Origin of the sequence: Enterobacter quasiroggenkampii (assembly GCF_043972695.1) — a bacterium.
Lineage (GTDB): Bacteria > Pseudomonadota > Gammaproteobacteria > Enterobacterales > Enterobacteriaceae > Enterobacter > Enterobacter quasiroggenkampii.
Genome location: NZ_CP143745.1, coordinates 2,625,364 through 2,641,034, shown reverse-complemented (window position 1 = coordinate 2,641,034; position 15,671 = coordinate 2,625,364). Strand labels below are relative to the sequence as shown.

Here is a 15,671-nt window from a genome sequence, read left to right as displayed (position 1 = left end):
TCGACGTAGCGCGCATTTAATAACGCCATTCCCTTTATGGAGCGGCGTTATGTCAGACGAATTTTTTCTCTCCCTCCGCCACTGCCTGCATCATTTGTACGGCGTGGCGCGCACCCTTTCCTGGCTGCATTTTCTTCCCCTGGCCCTGCTTGCGCTGGCGATTTTTCCGCTGACCGGCTGCGGTGATAAACACGAAAACAAACCTGACCCAGTGCGTAAGGTACGCTACGTCGTCGTTGGCACCGCCCACTCCCTTCCCGCGCTGGAAAGAACCGGTGAGATCCATGCCCACGATGAAACGACCCTGAGCTTTCGCACCGGAGGCCGGATACTGACGCGTAGCGTTGATATTGGCGACCGGGTCACTGCCGGACAGCTGCTGGCCACGCTTGATAATACGACCGGGCAAAACCAGCTCGACAGCGCCGCGGCCGACTATGAAGGCGCCAAAGCCTCAGCCCAGGTCGCCGCGCTTAACGTCAGTCGCATGCAAAAGCTTATGCCAACAGGCGCGATAGCCCGCACGCAGCTCGACAGCGCCCGGGCTGACTGGCTTGTCGCTCGCGCGCGCTTAAAAAGCAGCGAGGCCGCATGGCGAAATGCCCGCGAAAGTCTCGGCTGGACGCGCCTGATCGCCCCACAAGCGGGCGTCATCACAGCCGTGAGCGCCTCTGCGGACCAGGTTGTCAGTGACGGTCAGTCCGTGCTGACGCTGGCGACCGGGGAAGCCCGCGACGTGGCGTTTGACATTGCCGCGCCCGATGCGATCCCGACTCTGGATAAAGCGGTTTTGCAGGTTTCCCTCCTCAGCGACCCGTCGGTGCAGGCGTCTGCCGTACTGCGGGATATCACCCCGCAGGCCGATCCTCAGACCCGCACGTGGCGCGTCAGAGCTACCCTGCAAAACCCGCCGGAGGCCATGGCGCTGGGCGCCAGCGTCACCGTGACGTTGCCCTCCGACGCCCCGCACGGGTACGCGCTTCCCGCGTCGGCGCTGACCCGCGTCGGCGACAAACCGGCCGTTTTCGTCATTACCCCGCGTTCGCAGGCGCAACTGCGCGTGGTGGTGCCCGTCGGCTATACGGCCTCCTCCGTCATAATTGCCTCCGGCCTTGAGCCAGGCGATCGGGTGATTACGGCGGGCGTGAGCACATTACGATCCGGCGAGCCGGTGATGGCCGGAGAGGTTCAGCCATGAACACAGAATCGGAAACCAAATTTAACCTCTCCGCCTGGGCGCTGAAGAACCAGCAGATGGTCAGCTTTTTCATGCTGCTGGTAATTGCGATGGGCGTGTTCTGCTATGAAAAGCTGCCGCGTAATGAAGATCCGGCATTCACCATTAAAACGGCCGTCGTCTCCGCACAGTGGCCGGGAGCCTCCGTGACGGATACCACCCGCCTGCTGACCGATACGCTTGAAAAAAAGCTGCAGGAAACGCCCTGGCTGGACTATCTCGAAAGTGAAACCCGTGCCGGACGCACCGTTATTCACGTCAACCTCCGTGATGATACGCCCCCGCAAAGCGTGCCCGATATCTGGTATCAGGTTCGCAAAAAAATGCAGGACATCGCGCCGTCCCTGCCCGAAGGGGTGCAGGGTCCTGCCGTGGATGACGAGTTTGACGACACGTTCGGCACAATTTACGCCTTTATTCCCGAAGGTTTCACGCTGCGGGAGGTGCGGGATCGTGCAGAGACAATACGGCGCGAGCTCATGTCTCTGCCGGATATGGGTAAAACCACCCTGCTGGGCGAACAGCAGGAGCAGTGGGTTCTCGCCTTTTCTCCGGCGCGCCTGGCCGGTATGGGGCTGGATATTCAGGAGGTTACCGACGCCCTCCGGGCGCAAAACACCGTTGTCCCCGCAGGAACGATGCGTACCGGGCAGGAGAACATGGCGATAAAAGTCAGCGGAGCGCTCACCACCGAAGAGAGTTTACGCGCCGTCACGCTGCACGTTAACAATCGCTATATTCCGCTGACCGACATTGCCACCGTCACTCGGGAAATCGCCGAGCCACCGGCCCCGGCCTACCGGGTGAACGGCAAACCGGCTATTGGTCTGGCGGTGTCGATGGCGCCGACAGGCAACATGCTGCGTTTCGGTGTTGCGCTGAACGCAAAAATGGCGGCCCTCAGCGCCGGGCTGCCGCACGGTATCGAGATGGTGAAAGTCGCCGATCAGTCAGCGGTGGTCAGTGACGCGGTAAGCGGATTTATCCGGGTACTTATCGAAGCCGTTGTTATCGTGCTGGCGGTTTCATTTGTCTCGCTGGGTTTGCGGGCCGGACTGGTGGTGGCGACGGCCATTCCGCTGGTGCTTGCCATGACGTTTGTCGGCATGATGCTCGCCGGTATTGGCCTTCAGCGTATCTCGCTCGGGGCGCTGATCATTGCCCTGGGCCTGCTGGTGGATGACGCCATGATCGCCGTCGAAACGATGGTCTCCCGGCTGGAAGCCGGGGATTCCCGTCGACACGCGGCCACCTATGCATTCAAAACGACGGCCTTCCCGATGCTCACCGGTACTCTGGTCATGATTGCCGGCTTTATTCCCGTTGGTTTTGCGGCCTCCAGCGCCGGTGAATACTGCTTCTCCCTGTTTGCGGTGGTGCTCATCGCCCTGCTCTGCTCCTGGGCCGTCGCGATCCTGTTTTCGCCGCTAACGGGCACGTGGCTGCTGCCGGAAAAAGTCAGACATCACGCGGCAGGACCGGGAAGGATCGCGCGCGGGTATGGACGGCTTTTACGCCTGGCGCTCCGCCACCGGCTCGCTACCGTACTGATTGCGCTTGCCGCGCTGGGGCTGTCAGCGTACGGCACGACGTTTATGCAGGGCGAGTTTTTCCCCGCCTCGGACCGGCCCGAGTTGCTGGTCAGCCTGACGCTTCCGGCCAACGCGTCGCAGCCGGAAACGCTCAGAGAGGTGGAAAAGCTGGAAAAAGCGCTGGCCGACAACAGCAATATCGTTCGCTTTTCGACGTACGTTGGCTCAGGCGCCATCCGTTTTTACCTGCCGATGGACGTGCTGCTGGAAAATGAAAATATCGCCCAGATGGTTGTGGTCGCGAAGGATCTTGCGGCGCGGGATCGTCTGCACGCACAGCTCAACACGATCCTGGCGACGCAATTTAGCGACATCATCACGCGCGTGTCGCCCCTTGAGCTGGGGCCTCCCGTCGGCTGGCCCATCAAATACCGGGTGAGCGGGCCGGATTATCTGCAGGTCCGGGCGTTTGCGAACCGTCTCACGGACGCGATTGGCCGCTCCCCGTTCTCACGCGACGTTAACCAGACGGCCGGAGAGCCGGAGAGAGTCATTACCCTTGAGGTAAATCAGACGGCGGCCAGAGCGGCGGGAATATCGTCAGAAAGCCTCGCCCGCACGCTGAATACCGTCTGGTCCGGCAGCGTTGTCACGTCCATCAGAGATAATGACCGCCTTGTCGACGTGGTGCTCAGGGCCAAGGACAGCGCGCGCCAGAGCACCGCCACCCTCTCCTCACTCACGATTCAGGGGAATGACGGTAAAAAAATTCCGCTCAGCGCCGTCGCAACGCCGGTTTGGGGCGTGGACGATCCGGTCATCTGGCGTCGGCAGCGTGTGCCCTTTATCACGGTGCAAACCGACCTCGCCCCGGGGCTGAGGGCTGAAGCGGTATCCGCCGCGCTGCGTCCGACGGTGGATAAACTGCGCGCGAACCTGCCCGCAGGTTACAGCATTGAAGAAGGCGGCGCGGTTGCCGAATCGAATAAGGGGAACAGCTCCGTATTTACCGTTCTTCCGGTAACGCTGGTCATCATGCTGTTGCTGCTGATGCTTCAGCTGCGGCGATATTCCCGGATGCTGCTGGCGCTCCTGATGGCCCCGTTTGGTTTACCGGGGATCGTGCTGGCTATGCTGCCTGGCGGAACGCCGATGGGGTTTGTCGCGCTGCTGGGCGTCATCGCCCTGGCGGGGATGATCGTGCGTAACGCGGTAATATTGATTAGCGAGGTTGACAGCAATCTTGCTCAGGGGATGGCAAATGATGCCGCGATTATGGCGGCCGCGGAGCACAGGGCCAGACCCATCTGTCTGACTGCCTGTGCCGCCATTCTGGGGATGATCCCCATCTCTCACCAGGTCTTCTGGGGCCCAATGGCCTATGCCATCATCGGCGGGCTGCTGGCTGCGACGCTGGTGACGCTGACCGTGTTACCCGCGTCGTTTAGCCTGCTGTTACAGTGGGGGGCTCAGCGCAAAGCCACAGCCGACGGGCCGGGCTGAGTCTCCATTTTTCTCCGATTACGCGGCGGTGAGCGCAAAACGGTCTGTCAGGACATGGCGGATTTCATCCTCCGCCAGCTGCCGCGTTTCAGTGCCGTTCGCCGTGATGGTTTTCAGCATATCGCCCAGTAAAATCTGGCGTCCTTCCGGGCTGTGCTGCACCACCACCCGCTTCTGCACAAAGATCGCATCCGGGTGCGTGGAGTTCAGGTAGTTGGCCGGGACGAAATCAATCCACTCCTGAGGCGTGAGATCGAAGCCGTATTGTCGGGCCCAGTCGCCTTCCACCTTCGCCTCGAGCAGATACTCACCCTCTGTGCTGCGGCTCAGGCGAAACGTGTCGAAATCCTGGGGGATATCCACGTCAAGCGTGTCCAGCGCCATTGGCGCGCGGATGCCGTAGCTGCCGAACCCGAGATCGCAAAGCCACTGCCTGCTCTCCACTTCAGCGATTAACGCCATATGGGTTTTTGGCCGCCGTGCAGGGTAGAACATCGGACGCGCCGCCACAAAACGGTAAGGTATCCCTAACGCTTCCAGCGCCATGGCGAAAAGCCCGTTCACCTCATAGCAGTAGCCGCCGCGCCCTTTCTTTAACACCTTATCGGCAATGTCGTCTGGCGCCAGCGAGACAATTTTACCCGCCTGCACGTCCAGATTTTCAAAGGGAACGGAAAAGAGCTGATGACGCATCAGCGCATGCAGGGTGGACGTGTCGGCCGCCGCCGGTCCGGTGTAGTTTATGCGTTTGAAATACGAGGAAATGTCGAAATTATCGCTGTGCATAATGCCTCCTTGTCCTGAACATGCCGGACACTATAGATGGCGCGCATCATTGGCTGTATAGTCAGTTTTATCGAAAATTAGCCTGAACAGATACCCATGTCTGCCCCGTCCACCTCCTCACCACACTATCGCCGGATTGCTGAGAGTCTACGCCTCACGCTCTCTTCAGGCGCATTGCGAGTCGGTGACCGGATGATCTCCGCGCGAAAACTGGCCGAACGCGAGCACGTTAGCCTTCCGACGGCGCTGGAGGCCCTTCGCTGCCTTGAGGCCGAGGGGCTGATCGTTGCGCGTCCGCGTTCGGGTTACTACATTCGCCAGATCAGCCAGCCTCAGCGTGCGGAGCCCGCGCGTTCCCCGGCTGGCCCGGTCCCCGTCACCCTGTCCGCCGTGGCCCGGTCGCTGTTCAGCAGTGCAGAAACCCGTCTGGTCCCGCTGGGCGCCGCCCTGCCCGATCCCGCGTGGCTGCCCGGGGAAGCGCTGCAGCGGGCGTTGCACTCCGCGGGCCGTCGTCTGGACGCGCATGGGCAGAGCTACAGCCTGCCTCCTGGAAGAGCAGACTTGCGAAGTAAGATTGCCGCGCGCGCTGCGCAGTGGGGAGCCCGTTTCGGCGCGGACGATCTTATTATCACCGCGGGCGCGACGCAGGCGCTGCGCCTGGCCCTGCGGGCCGTGTGTCAGCCAGGTGATGTGGTGGCGATTGAGCAGCCCGCCTACTTCGGCACGCTCCTGCTGCTGGAGGATTTAGGCCTGAAGGCCTTAGAAATCCCCACCGATCCTGCTGAAGGCCTGTTACTGGAACCGCTGGCTGACGCCATCCGCTGCCACCGTCCTGCGGCCGTTCTGGCCTCGCCCACCGTGCAAAACCCATTGGGTGCCAGCATGCCCGTCGCGCGCAAGCAGGAACTGGTTGCTCTGCTTGAAGAGGCCGGTATTCCTCTGATTGAGGACGACGTTTACGGTGACCTGGTCGGTGACGGGCAACGTCCTCCGGCCTGCAAAGCCTTCGACCAGAGCGGGAATGTGATTTACTGCAGCTCCCTGTCAAAAACGCTTGCGCCGGGGTGGCGAATCGGCTGGATTGCCGCCGGACGCTATTACACGCAGGTCTTGCAGGCCCGCATGGCCGGAGAGTGGGCAGGTGCGCCGCTGCTGGAAGCCGCGACGAGCGAGATGCTGGCAAGCGGCGACTACGACCGTCACCTGCGGCGGCTAAAGCGGCGGATCGCAGAGGGAATAGCCGCCGTCGTGGCGCAGGTCGGGGCCAGTTTTCCCCCCGGCACCCGCGTAAACGTCCCCGCAGCTGGCTTTCTGTTGTGGGTCGAACTTCCTCCGCAGGTCAACGCGCTGGAGGTGCATCGTCGCGCGCTGGCGCGGGGTATTGGCGTCAGCCCCGGTCCCCTGTTTTCTCCTGGCGCAGAACTCACGCACTTTCTGCGGCTAAACTGCGCAAACGAACCGACGCCCCGCCTGCTCAATGCCGTGGAGCAGATTGGTGCGCTATGCCATGAGCTGGCCGCTTTCACACCAGACTCTCCAGCCACTCGGTAAATACCCGCACCTTGCGGGAGAGATGGCGGTGTGGGTAGAGCAGTGACAGTTTGCGGTCCGGCGAGCGATAGGCTGGCAAGACCTCAACCAGCAGGCCGCGGTCAATGTAAGGCTGGAGAAAGAGATTCATCCCCTGCATTACCCCTAGCCCGGCCAGGCCTGCCGCGATGTAGGCCTCGGAGTTATCCACCACCAGCTTACCGGGTAGCGCGATCTCCGCGACGCCCTCTGGCGTGGTAAACGTCCACGGCTGAATGTGCCTGCTGCTGTTGTTAATCCAGTTGATGGCCTGATGCTTGCGTAAATCCTCCAGCGTTTCTGGCGTACCGTGTTTTGCCAGCCAGGCCGGGCTGGCACAGGTCGTGATTTTAATGTTCCCGACTTTACGCGCGATATAATCGCCATCGTCCAGCTCGCCCACCCGCAGCACGCAGTCCAGGCCGTCCCGCAGCATATCCCGACGGCGGTCAGAGCTGCTCAGAATGATCTCGATCTCGGGATGCTGACGATAAAAATCAGGCAGATTGGGTATCACCCGCAGCGTTGCAAAAGAGACAGGCATATCGACTCGCAACTGGCCGTGTATTGCACGGTCCGAACCAAACGACTCCAGTAATTCATCCGCCTGCGCCAGCAGGGGTTTACTGCGGCGATAAAACGCTTCCCCATCCGGCGTCAGGCTAATCCGACGCGTTGTGCGCTGCAGGAGCCGCGTGCCGCTGTGTTGTTCCAGAAGCTGCAGCGCTTTGGTCACTGCCGGTCGATGGACCTGCAGATTCTCTGCCGCCTGGGTAAGGCTCCCCGAGTCGACAATTTCAATAAAAATCCGAATAGATTCAAAGAGGTTTATTTGCATAAGGGATGTCTTGCCGCGAGCGGGAGAAAATGATTGTTATTGATTTTATAACAGTGATGAATCTTTCTGGCTATTTTTCCTAACAATCTTACTCTCTACACTCTCCCTCATTCAAACGTAAGGGAGAGTCTGCTATGAAAAATAACCGTATCTGTCAGATCCTGGGTATCGAAAAGCCCGTTATTCAGGGACCGTTATCCTGGCTTACTGATGCCCGTTTAGTGGCCGCGGTCAGCAATGCCGGAGGACTCGGCGTGCTGGGTCCCAACGCAGGGTTAACCGCCGATACCGCGGTCTCCACGCCGGAAGCAACCGCCGAAAAAATGCGGGAAGAAATTCGTAAAACCAAACGGCTGACCGAAAAACCCTTCGGCGTCAACCTGATCCCCACCGCCGTTAATGACGTCTGGACCGGGCCAATTCTTAAGGTGGTAAAAGAAGAAGGCGTCAGGGCCGTGGTGTACACGGGCTACGGGGAAGGCAGCATTATTCCCGCGCTGTTTAGTGAGTTAAAAGAGGCGGGCATTGCCATTATCTACCGCGACATCAATCCCACGCCGGAAAACACCCTTCTGGCTGAAGAGATGGGGGCAGACATCATCGTCGCCACCGGTTTTGACGAGGGTGGGACGCTACCCGCGACGGCGCTGGGGACCTTTTCCATCGTGCCGCTGATTGCCGACGCCGTGAAGCACGTCCCGGTGATGGCCGCGGGCGGTATTACCGATAATCGCACCGCCAGAGCGGCGCATGCATTGGGGGCGGAAGGCGTGTTTGCCGGTTCCGTATTTATCAGTACCGAAGAAAGCCGCGTGCCGCAGGGGGTCAAAGAGAAAATTGTTGCCGCCAACGGCCTGGACCTGCTGCTTTTCCGCACCGTCCCCCACTACTATCGTTCTCTTCCCGGCAAGCTGGCGGAAAAACTGGCGGCGATGGATAAAGCGGGCGCAAGCAACGAAGCGCTGGGCAAGGCGATGGGCGGATTACGGGGCCTGCGCCTGGGCATGCTGGAAGATAACACCGATGAAGGCTATATCGCGCTCGGCACGGGGATTGGGAATATCCGAAGCGTGAAAAGCGTGGCCGAGGTTGTCGATGCATTAACGGTTGAGTAAGCCCTTAACCCTGATGCTATGGGCGCTGCACAGGAGCAGCGTCCGCAAACCGTCTGCGGCTCTTTTTCATAGATTGAGGATTGCGCGTTCTTTAACGACAGCGTCAGGATTGGCACGTTTTACCGCTGCCAGAAAAGCCGTGAAGTTATGATTCCAGAGGGTAAGATTGTTATAAAACTGCACCTGCTTTTCATTTGCACCATCACGGTAAATAACAATCCAGACCCGTCTGCTGTTTATCTCTGTATTCCCCGGTCTGATTTTAATGATGTTAGCCAGCGCAATTTTACGGGTGGCGTTGTTTTTAACTTCATATAAAAACTGGTCATCATAAAACCAGGTTTTACCTGCATTTCCGCCAAATATTGAGGGATTGGCAGATATCTTTTTCATCCCGTTACGGTCTGAAATGATACGTTTTGCCTGGCGAATGCGTCTGACCAAAAAGCTTAACAGAATGAGAAGCGCAATGAGGGGCAGAGCGACTGATATCATTTTTAGACTTTCGTGCATATCCCTGCCCCACAATACATTTATTTTAACGCGTGAGTATAACGCGCCGATCGTTGATGACAAGTCGTCAGCGTGATTGAGCAATTACTGCCTGAGATCGCGACCCACAACGCCACAAAATAACCGCCTTTTACCTCGCCACCGGTAAATCCGCGTATCGCGTCGTATAGGCCGGTGACAACATTTCCCGCTTCATCGCCCACGGTTTCTCAATCCCCTGCCCGGCGAACCATATCTTCCCTTTGCCGGAGTGATTTACGCTGTCGATCATCTCCATCAGCGCCGCGCTATTGGCGCGCAGGCGATTGTCGTCAAACAGATTAAGCTGAGCGACACCGCTGCTGAAAAAGTCCGCCAGCATGACACCGGCCTTCATATAGCGATACCCGTCGAGCCATATCCGCCCCAGCGCCTCCGTGGCGGCACGGATGATATCCCGCGAGTCATTGGTGGGCGTCATCAGGGTGACCGAAGCCTGATTACCGTAATAAATTTCGTTGTCTGCATGCGGGCTGGTGCGCACAAACACGCTGATAAAACGACAGTATTGATGCTCGCCGCGCAGTTTCTCTGCGGCGCGTTCCGCGTAGGCGCAAATCGCCTGGTGCATCTCTTCATATTGCGTAATGCGATGACCAAACGAACGGCTACAGATGATTTGCTGCTTCGTGGGGGTGTACTCTTCCAGGTCAAGACAGGGCTCGCCGCGAAGCTCGCGCGCCGTACGCTCCAGCACCACGTTAAAATGTTTGCGAATGACCCACGAGGAGGCCTCCGCCAGCTCCAGCGCCGTGGTAATCCCCATCGCATTCAGTTTTTTCGTGATGCGCCGCCCTACGCCCCATACCTCCTCTACCGGAACCTTTGCCAGCAGTTTACGCTGCCGCTCCCGGCCCGACAGATCGACCACGCCGCCGGTACTGACCCAGCGTTTCGCCGCATAGTTGGCCAGCTTCGCCAGCGTTTTTGTCGGGGCAATGCCGACGCCAACGGTTAAGCCCGTATTTTTAAAGACCTGCGTGCGCATCTGGTGTCCGAACGCTTCCAGTGCAAGGCAGTTACCGATCCCTGAAACGTTCACGAACGCCTCGTCGATCGAGTAAATTTCTATGGCCGGAGCGAGATCGGTCAGCGTCTGCATCACCCGACTGCTGAGGTCGGCATACAACGCATAGTTTGAACTGAAGACGTAAACCCGTTCCGGAAACCGTTTTTCTTTGAATTTAAAATAGGGCTCACCCATTTTTATGCCGAACTGCTTTGCCTCCCGCGACAGTGAAATAATGCAGCCGTCGTTGTTGGACACCACCACGATGGGCTTCCCCTCCAGATCGGGGCGGAATACCTTCTCGCAGGAGGCATAGAAGCTGTTCACATCAACCAGCGCGAACATGTTTATGCGTTTTAAGCGTGTGGGTGACGACGCCGAAGATCTGCAGTTCCTCTTCGGAATGAAAGGTAATCGGCTGATAGCGGACATTATGCGGCAGAAGTCTCAGAGCCGGGCGCGTCTGTAGCTCCTTCACCGTAAACTCACCGGCGACCGACGCCACGACGATATCCCCATGTTCGGCATTTAACGAGCGATCAACTACCAGCAGATCGCCGTCGCCAATCCCCGCGCCAATCATGGAGTCTCCACTCACCTTGATAAAATAGGTCGCACTGGGATGTCTTACTGCCAGCCGGTTAAGATCGAGACGATCCTCCACATAATCCTGAGCCGGACTGGGGAAACCACAGGCTACACGCTCTGCAAACAACGGTAATTCAATAGATTGGTTTGGATGATAAGAAAAGAGAGTGTCCATAATGCCTTTCTCGCCAGATACTGTATATAAATACAGTATTACGGATTATGGCCAGGGATCAAGGTCATTTCCGGAAGCGAACCCAAACGCGTTGAAGTGTCAGAAGATTTAAAACGCGCAAAGCCCGGAAGTGCATGTCGGGCTTTGCGCCTGTGACGATCAGTCCATCAGCGTATTCAATGTTTCCAGCGCGTCAGGCGGCAGCTGCAGTTCCCCCGCCGCGAGGTTTTGCCGCAGATGCGCCACGGAAGAGGTGCCCGGGATCAGCAGGATATTCGGGGAACGCTGCAGCAGCCATGCCAGCGCAACCTGCATTGCCGTGACGCCCAGAGAATCCGCCACAGCCTTCAGCCCGGACGATTGCAGCGGCGTAAAGCCGCCCAGTGGGAAGAACGGCACATACGCGATCCCCTGCTGCGCGAGCAGATCCACCAGCGCATCATCACCCCGGTTCACAATGTTGTACATGTTCTGCACGCACACCACCGGCACCATCTTCTGCGCTTCCGCGACCTGGGTGGCCGTGACGTTGCTCAGGCCAATATGCCGCACCAGCCCCTGCTGCTGTAATTCTGCCAGGGTGGAGAGCGGTTCAGCAATCGACCCTTCCGCTGGCCCGTGCGCGCTGAACATGATCCGCAGGTTCACCACGTCCAGCACGTCCAGCTGCAGATTACGCAGGTTGTCATGCACCGCCTGCGTCAGCTCCTGTGCGGAAAAGGCCGGCAGCCAGGCGCCTTTGTCGTTGCGACGGGCACCAATCTTGGTGACGATCGTCAGATCGTCCCGATAAGGATGAAGCGCCTCGCGGATCAGCTGGTTGGTGACATGAGGGCCATAAAAATCACTGGTATCAATGTGGTTCACCCCCGCCGCCACGGCCTCGCGTAACACCTCCAGCGCGGCCTGCTTATCCTTCGGCGGCCCAAAGACGCCCGGCCCGGCCAGCTGCATCGCGCCGTAGCCCAGTCGTTTCACCGTCCGCGTCCCAAGCGCGTACGTCCCGCTTTTATCAATGCTGCTCATGTTGGCCTTCCTCATAAAAATGATCCGGATTTACAACAGGTTCCCTCTGGGAGCCTTTAGTTAAGCGCGAGTTAATTAAAGTTTACATTCTCTACGACGATAGTAATGAAGTAACCCTGCATCTTCTCTAACGGACGACCGCTATGCTGAAAAATCTGCACGTGATTACCGGTATTATCTTTGCCCTCACCATATTCTGTCTGCTGCAAGTTGTCACGGGAGGGTTGTTCTACTCTGCCGTCAGCAACGATCGCCATAACTTCCAGAACTCCGGCGTGCTCAACGCCCAGCAGGAAAGCCTGAGCGACAGCGTGAACACGCTGGTGAAAACGCGCGTCACCGTCACCCGCGTGGCGATCCGCTACCTGAAAAACCAGCGTGACCCGGCTTCCCTTGCGGCGATCAATAAACTGCTGGGCACCGCAAGCGACTCGCTGGCAAAAGCCGAAGCCTATAACAAAGAGTGGCAGAAACTGCCGCAGGTTAAGGGCCAGGAGGCGGCATTGACCGACGAGATGCAGAAATCCTGGAACCAGATGCACGAAGTCATGCGTTTATCGATTGAGTATCTGCGCGCCGATAACTATCAGGCCTATGGCGATCTGGACGCGCAGCAGGCGCAGGACGATATGGAAGCGGTCTATAACCGCTGGCGCGCCGAAAACAACACCCTGCTGAAGGCCGCAACCGAAGAGAACCAGAGCAGCTTTACGCAGATGCAGTGGACGCTGGCGGCAATTCTGCTGGCCGTTATCGCGGTTCTGGTGGTCATCTGGCAGGGTTTACAGCACCTGCTGTTAAAACCACTCCACTCCATTATGAACCATATTCGCGCCATTGCAGGGGGCGACCTGACGCAGGATATCGCTATCTCGGGCCGCAATGAGATGGGTCAACTGGCCGCGGGTCTGCATGAGATGCAGCAGTCGCTGGTAACCACCGTCAGCGCCGTGCGCGGAAGCACCGATTCCATCTACACCGGCGCAGGCGAAATTGCCGCAGGAAGTAACGATCTTTCCGCCCGCACCGAGCAGCAGGCCGCCTCGCTCGAAGAGACCGCCGCCAGCATGGAAGAGCTGACCGCGACGGTTAAACAGAACTCCGATAACGCCCGTCAGGCCACGCTGCTGGCGAAAAACGCCTCTGAAACGGCCGCGCGCGGCGGTCACGTCGTGGATAACGTGGTTCGCACCATGAACGAAATCGCCGACAGTTCGCAGCAAATTGCGCATATTACCAGCGTGATCGACAGCATCGCGTTCCAGACGAACATTCTGGCGCTTAACGCCGCGGTGGAAGCGGCACGCGCCGGGGAACAGGGGCGTGGCTTTGCGGTTGTCGCGGGCGAGGTCCGTACGCTGGCGAGCCGCAGCGCGCAGGCGGCGAAAGAGATCAAAGGGCTTATCGAGAACTCCGTCAGCCGGGTGAATACCGGTTCTGAACAGGTTAGCGAGGCAGGCACCACCATGAAGGAAATCGTCGCCGCCGTTACCCGTGTGACCGATATCATGGGCGAGATTTCCTCTGCCTCTGACGAGCAGAGCCGCGGCATTGAGCAGGTGAGCCTGGCCGTTTCGCAGATGGACAGCGTGACGCAGCAAAACGCCGCGCTGGTGCAGGAGTCCGCCACGGCGGCAGCGGCGCTGGAAGATCAGTCCGAACAGCTGCGCCAGGCGGTGGCCGCGTTTCGTCTGAACGGCAAAGAAAAAGCAGTAGCTCCACGTCCGGCCAGCGTGAAGACGCCTCAGCTGTTGCGCCCGGCAACCGCAAACGCCGCCACCGACAACAACTGGGAAACCTTCTGAGTTTCAGGCGGGCGAGAATATCGCCCGCTAGCGGCTGCGCTTGGCGTGCCGCTCCCAGTTCTCCTGTTTTGCTTCATCGGATTTACGCAGTGAAACGTAGCATGCCCCGCTGCCGCCGTGATGCGGCAGCGCCACGCAGAAGGCCTGTACATCCTCGAACTCGGTTAACCAGCGCGCCAGATAGCTGCGCACCACATTAGGATGTGAGTTCTGCTCCCGCCCTTTCCCGTGAATGATAATCAGGTTACGTAACCCGTCACGTCTGGCCTGGCAGATAAAAGAATAGAGCATCTGACGGCAGCGTTCGGCGGGCTGGCGCAGGAGGTTTAAGCTGGCCTGGCGGGCATATTTACCCGAGCGCAGCTTATCGATAACGCCCTGCTGCACCCCTTCGCGCTGGAACGCCAGCGGTTCTTCCAGGGGAAGAAGGTCAAGAAAATCCAGCGTCAGGAAGTTATCCAGCTGTTCACTATCCACCTCCTGGCGCGTCCGCGTATTGCGGCTGGGCTGCCAGTGAATATCCGGGCCACGCTTCAGCGGCTGGACATCTTCCATGGCGTCAAGAAAAAAGGATTTGTCGTCAGGGTTCATGGATATCCTCCGGCTACAACTGAGGACGGTACTATACCTGCGCCCGAGACAGGCCTCAATCACCGTTACAGGCCGTCGTGCGCAACAAATATTAACCTGATGAATATATATAGTATTTATAAAATAAAGTTAAATATGACTTAAGTAAAATTTCAGCAAAGATGAAATAAGTGATTTGTGTTAAATTTTCGTAAAATCAAACACTCAATATCCTTTCATTTTGCGGGAAAGGTGTTATACCTAAATATACCTGCTTCATGGATATAATACTCAGGATTGGCGAAAGGACGCACTGCTGTGTGTACTGGAGGATCTGTCTGATGTCGGGCAGATCCTGTTTTTTTATTATCTCACTTTCACGCCACGATTATTTTTCTCGCTTCCCGTCTGAACTGTGTAATTAATGATTCAGCCAGGGGCGTCTGACGTGAATCGCGGCGCTGAATTAAATAATATGCTGCTTTTGGAAGCGATTCGACAACCGGCAGCATGACCAGGCGGTGCGCCAGCAGCGGGTCACACCCTAGCTCCTGCGGCAATATGCTTAGAAAATCACTTTGCGCAACCAGGCTAATACAGGAGGAAAAGGTTTCGCAGACCACACCAATTCGCGGTATTTGCGAGCGATGCCTAAATACCTCTTCTAACTGCTTATAATAACTTCCCCGCGGCGTCGGCATTGTCCAGTTATAATGCAGAAGTTCATTAATCGACGTTGCCCCTGTTGCCGGATGCCCTTCGCGACAAAATACCGCAAACGGCTTCTCGAAGAGTTTTTCAAACGTAAATTCCTGGTCGTAAGGTCCCTGATAATAGGTGTTGATGGTGAAGTCCAGTTCGCCCTGCCGTAATTCGTTAATCATCGACACCAGCTGTCCTTCCATTATCCGCACTTTGACCTGCGGATGTTGGGCATGAAAGCGGGTGATGACGGCGGGCATCAGGCTGCGCGAAACGCTGGCCCCCATCCCGATGTTGATCTGCCCGGCCTGTTCCCCCTGCCGCTGACGAATATCATCCTGCGCCGCGCGCAGCTCTTCCAGAATTAGCCGGGCGCGCTGGTAAAAGCCCTCGCCGCATTCAGTCAACGCGACGCCCTTACTCCTGCGCACGAAAAGCTGCGCCGCCATGCCCTCCTCCAGCTCTTTGATGGATTTGGTCAACGCCGGCTGGGAAAGATTCAGCGTCCTGCTGGCACCGCGAATGCTGCCCTGACGAGCAACTTCAACAAACGCCCGGAGATGATGGAATTTAACCTGAAATGACATAGCCCGACCGATAACCGTTGTTTATCAGAGTAAAGAAACTGTCATCTACTTTACTGGAAAGGGATGTGCGAGGGTAA

13 protein-coding genes are annotated in these 15,671 nt (G+C 58.0%); 5 read left to right on the top strand and 8 right to left on the bottom strand.

Annotation, left to right across the window (positions count from 1 at the left end; all coding sequences use genetic code 11):
• Positions 1-49: 49 nt before the first annotated feature.
• Positions 50-1,198 carry an efflux RND transporter periplasmic adaptor subunit gene (locus tag V1572_RS12645; protein WP_395299159.1) on the top strand — a complete coding sequence of 383 codons (1,149 nt, stop codon included), beginning with the start codon at positions 50-52 and terminating at the stop codon, positions 1,196-1,198.
• Positions 1,195-4,272 carry an efflux RND transporter permease subunit gene (locus V1572_RS12640; RefSeq protein WP_395299158.1) on the top strand — a complete coding sequence of 1,026 codons (3,078 nt, stop codon included), beginning with the start codon at positions 1,195-1,197 and terminating at the stop codon, positions 4,270-4,272. The genes V1572_RS12645 and V1572_RS12640 overlap by 4 nt, the downstream gene beginning before the upstream one ends.
• 18 nt (positions 4,273-4,290) lie before the next feature.
• Here V1572_RS12640 and V1572_RS12635 read toward each other — a convergent pair whose 3' ends face one another.
• Entirely contained in the window at positions 4,291-5,058 is a 768-nt protein-coding gene (locus V1572_RS12635) for an arylamine N-acetyltransferase (RefSeq protein WP_395299157.1), read from the bottom strand.
• Positions 5,059-5,154: 96 nt separating this feature from the next.
• Here V1572_RS12635 and V1572_RS12630 point away from each other — a divergent pair, with 96 nt between their 5' ends.
• Positions 5,155-6,609: a PLP-dependent aminotransferase family protein gene (locus tag V1572_RS12630; RefSeq protein ID WP_395299156.1), complete on the top strand. Its 1,455-nt coding sequence runs from the start codon at positions 5,155-5,157 to the stop codon at positions 6,607-6,609.
• Here V1572_RS12630 and V1572_RS12625 read toward each other — a convergent pair.
• Positions 6,581-7,465: a LysR family transcriptional regulator gene (locus V1572_RS12625; RefSeq protein ID WP_252077261.1), complete on the bottom strand. Its 885-nt coding sequence runs from the start codon at positions 7,463-7,465 to the stop codon at positions 6,581-6,583. The two genes, V1572_RS12630 and V1572_RS12625, sit on opposite strands and share 29 nt — an antisense overlap.
• 134 nt (positions 7,466-7,599) lie before the next feature.
• Between V1572_RS12625 and V1572_RS12620 the strand changes: the two genes are divergently transcribed.
• On the top strand, positions 7,600-8,580 hold the full coding sequence (locus tag V1572_RS12620; protein ID WP_395299155.1) for an NAD(P)H-dependent flavin oxidoreductase: 981 nt from the start codon (positions 7,600-7,602) through the stop codon (positions 8,578-8,580).
• Positions 8,581-8,646: 66 nt separating this feature from the next.
• On the opposite strand, the gene V1572_RS12615 is transcribed toward V1572_RS12620, so the two are convergent.
• The 4 genes from V1572_RS12615 to V1572_RS12600 form a co-directional block, all read right to left on the bottom strand.
• Positions 8,647-9,093: a hypothetical protein gene (locus V1572_RS12615; RefSeq protein WP_048030703.1), complete on the bottom strand. Its 447-nt coding sequence runs from the start codon at positions 9,091-9,093 to the stop codon at positions 8,647-8,649.
• Between the two features lie 130 nt (positions 9,094-9,223).
• A complete protein-coding gene (gene umuC / locus V1572_RS12610; RefSeq protein WP_252077263.1) occupies positions 9,224-10,486 on the bottom strand; it encodes a translesion error-prone DNA polymerase V subunit UmuC in 1,263 nt (420 codons plus the stop codon).
• Entirely contained in the window at positions 10,470-10,904 is a 435-nt protein-coding gene (umuD, locus tag V1572_RS12605) for a translesion error-prone DNA polymerase V autoproteolytic subunit (protein WP_104948725.1), read from the bottom strand. Before umuD ends, umuC begins: the two co-directional genes overlap by 17 nt.
• Positions 10,905-11,063: 159 nt before the next feature.
• Positions 11,064-11,930: an aldo/keto reductase family oxidoreductase gene (locus V1572_RS12600; RefSeq protein ID WP_196346210.1), complete on the bottom strand. Its 867-nt coding sequence runs from the start codon at positions 11,928-11,930 to the stop codon at positions 11,064-11,066.
• A gap of 143 nt (positions 11,931-12,073) precedes the next feature.
• Here V1572_RS12600 and tcp point away from each other — a divergent pair, with 143 nt between their 5' ends.
• Positions 12,074-13,735 (top strand): methyl-accepting chemotaxis citrate transducer, encoded by a 1,662-nt coding sequence (tcp, locus tag V1572_RS12595; protein WP_045910356.1) that lies wholly within the window; start codon positions 12,074-12,076, stop codon positions 13,733-13,735.
• 27 nt (positions 13,736-13,762) lie between these two features.
• Here tcp and smrA read toward each other — a convergent pair whose 3' ends face one another.
• Together smrA and V1572_RS12585 are read right to left on the bottom strand one after the other, a co-directional pair.
• A complete protein-coding gene (gene smrA, locus V1572_RS12590; RefSeq protein WP_045910355.1) occupies positions 13,763-14,326 on the bottom strand; it encodes a DNA endonuclease SmrA in 564 nt (187 codons plus the stop codon).
• Positions 14,327-14,682: 356 nt separating this feature from the next.
• Entirely contained in the window at positions 14,683-15,594 is a 912-nt protein-coding gene (locus tag V1572_RS12585; protein ID WP_196346209.1) for a LysR family transcriptional regulator, read from the bottom strand.
• Positions 15,595-15,671: the final 77 nt, after the last annotated feature.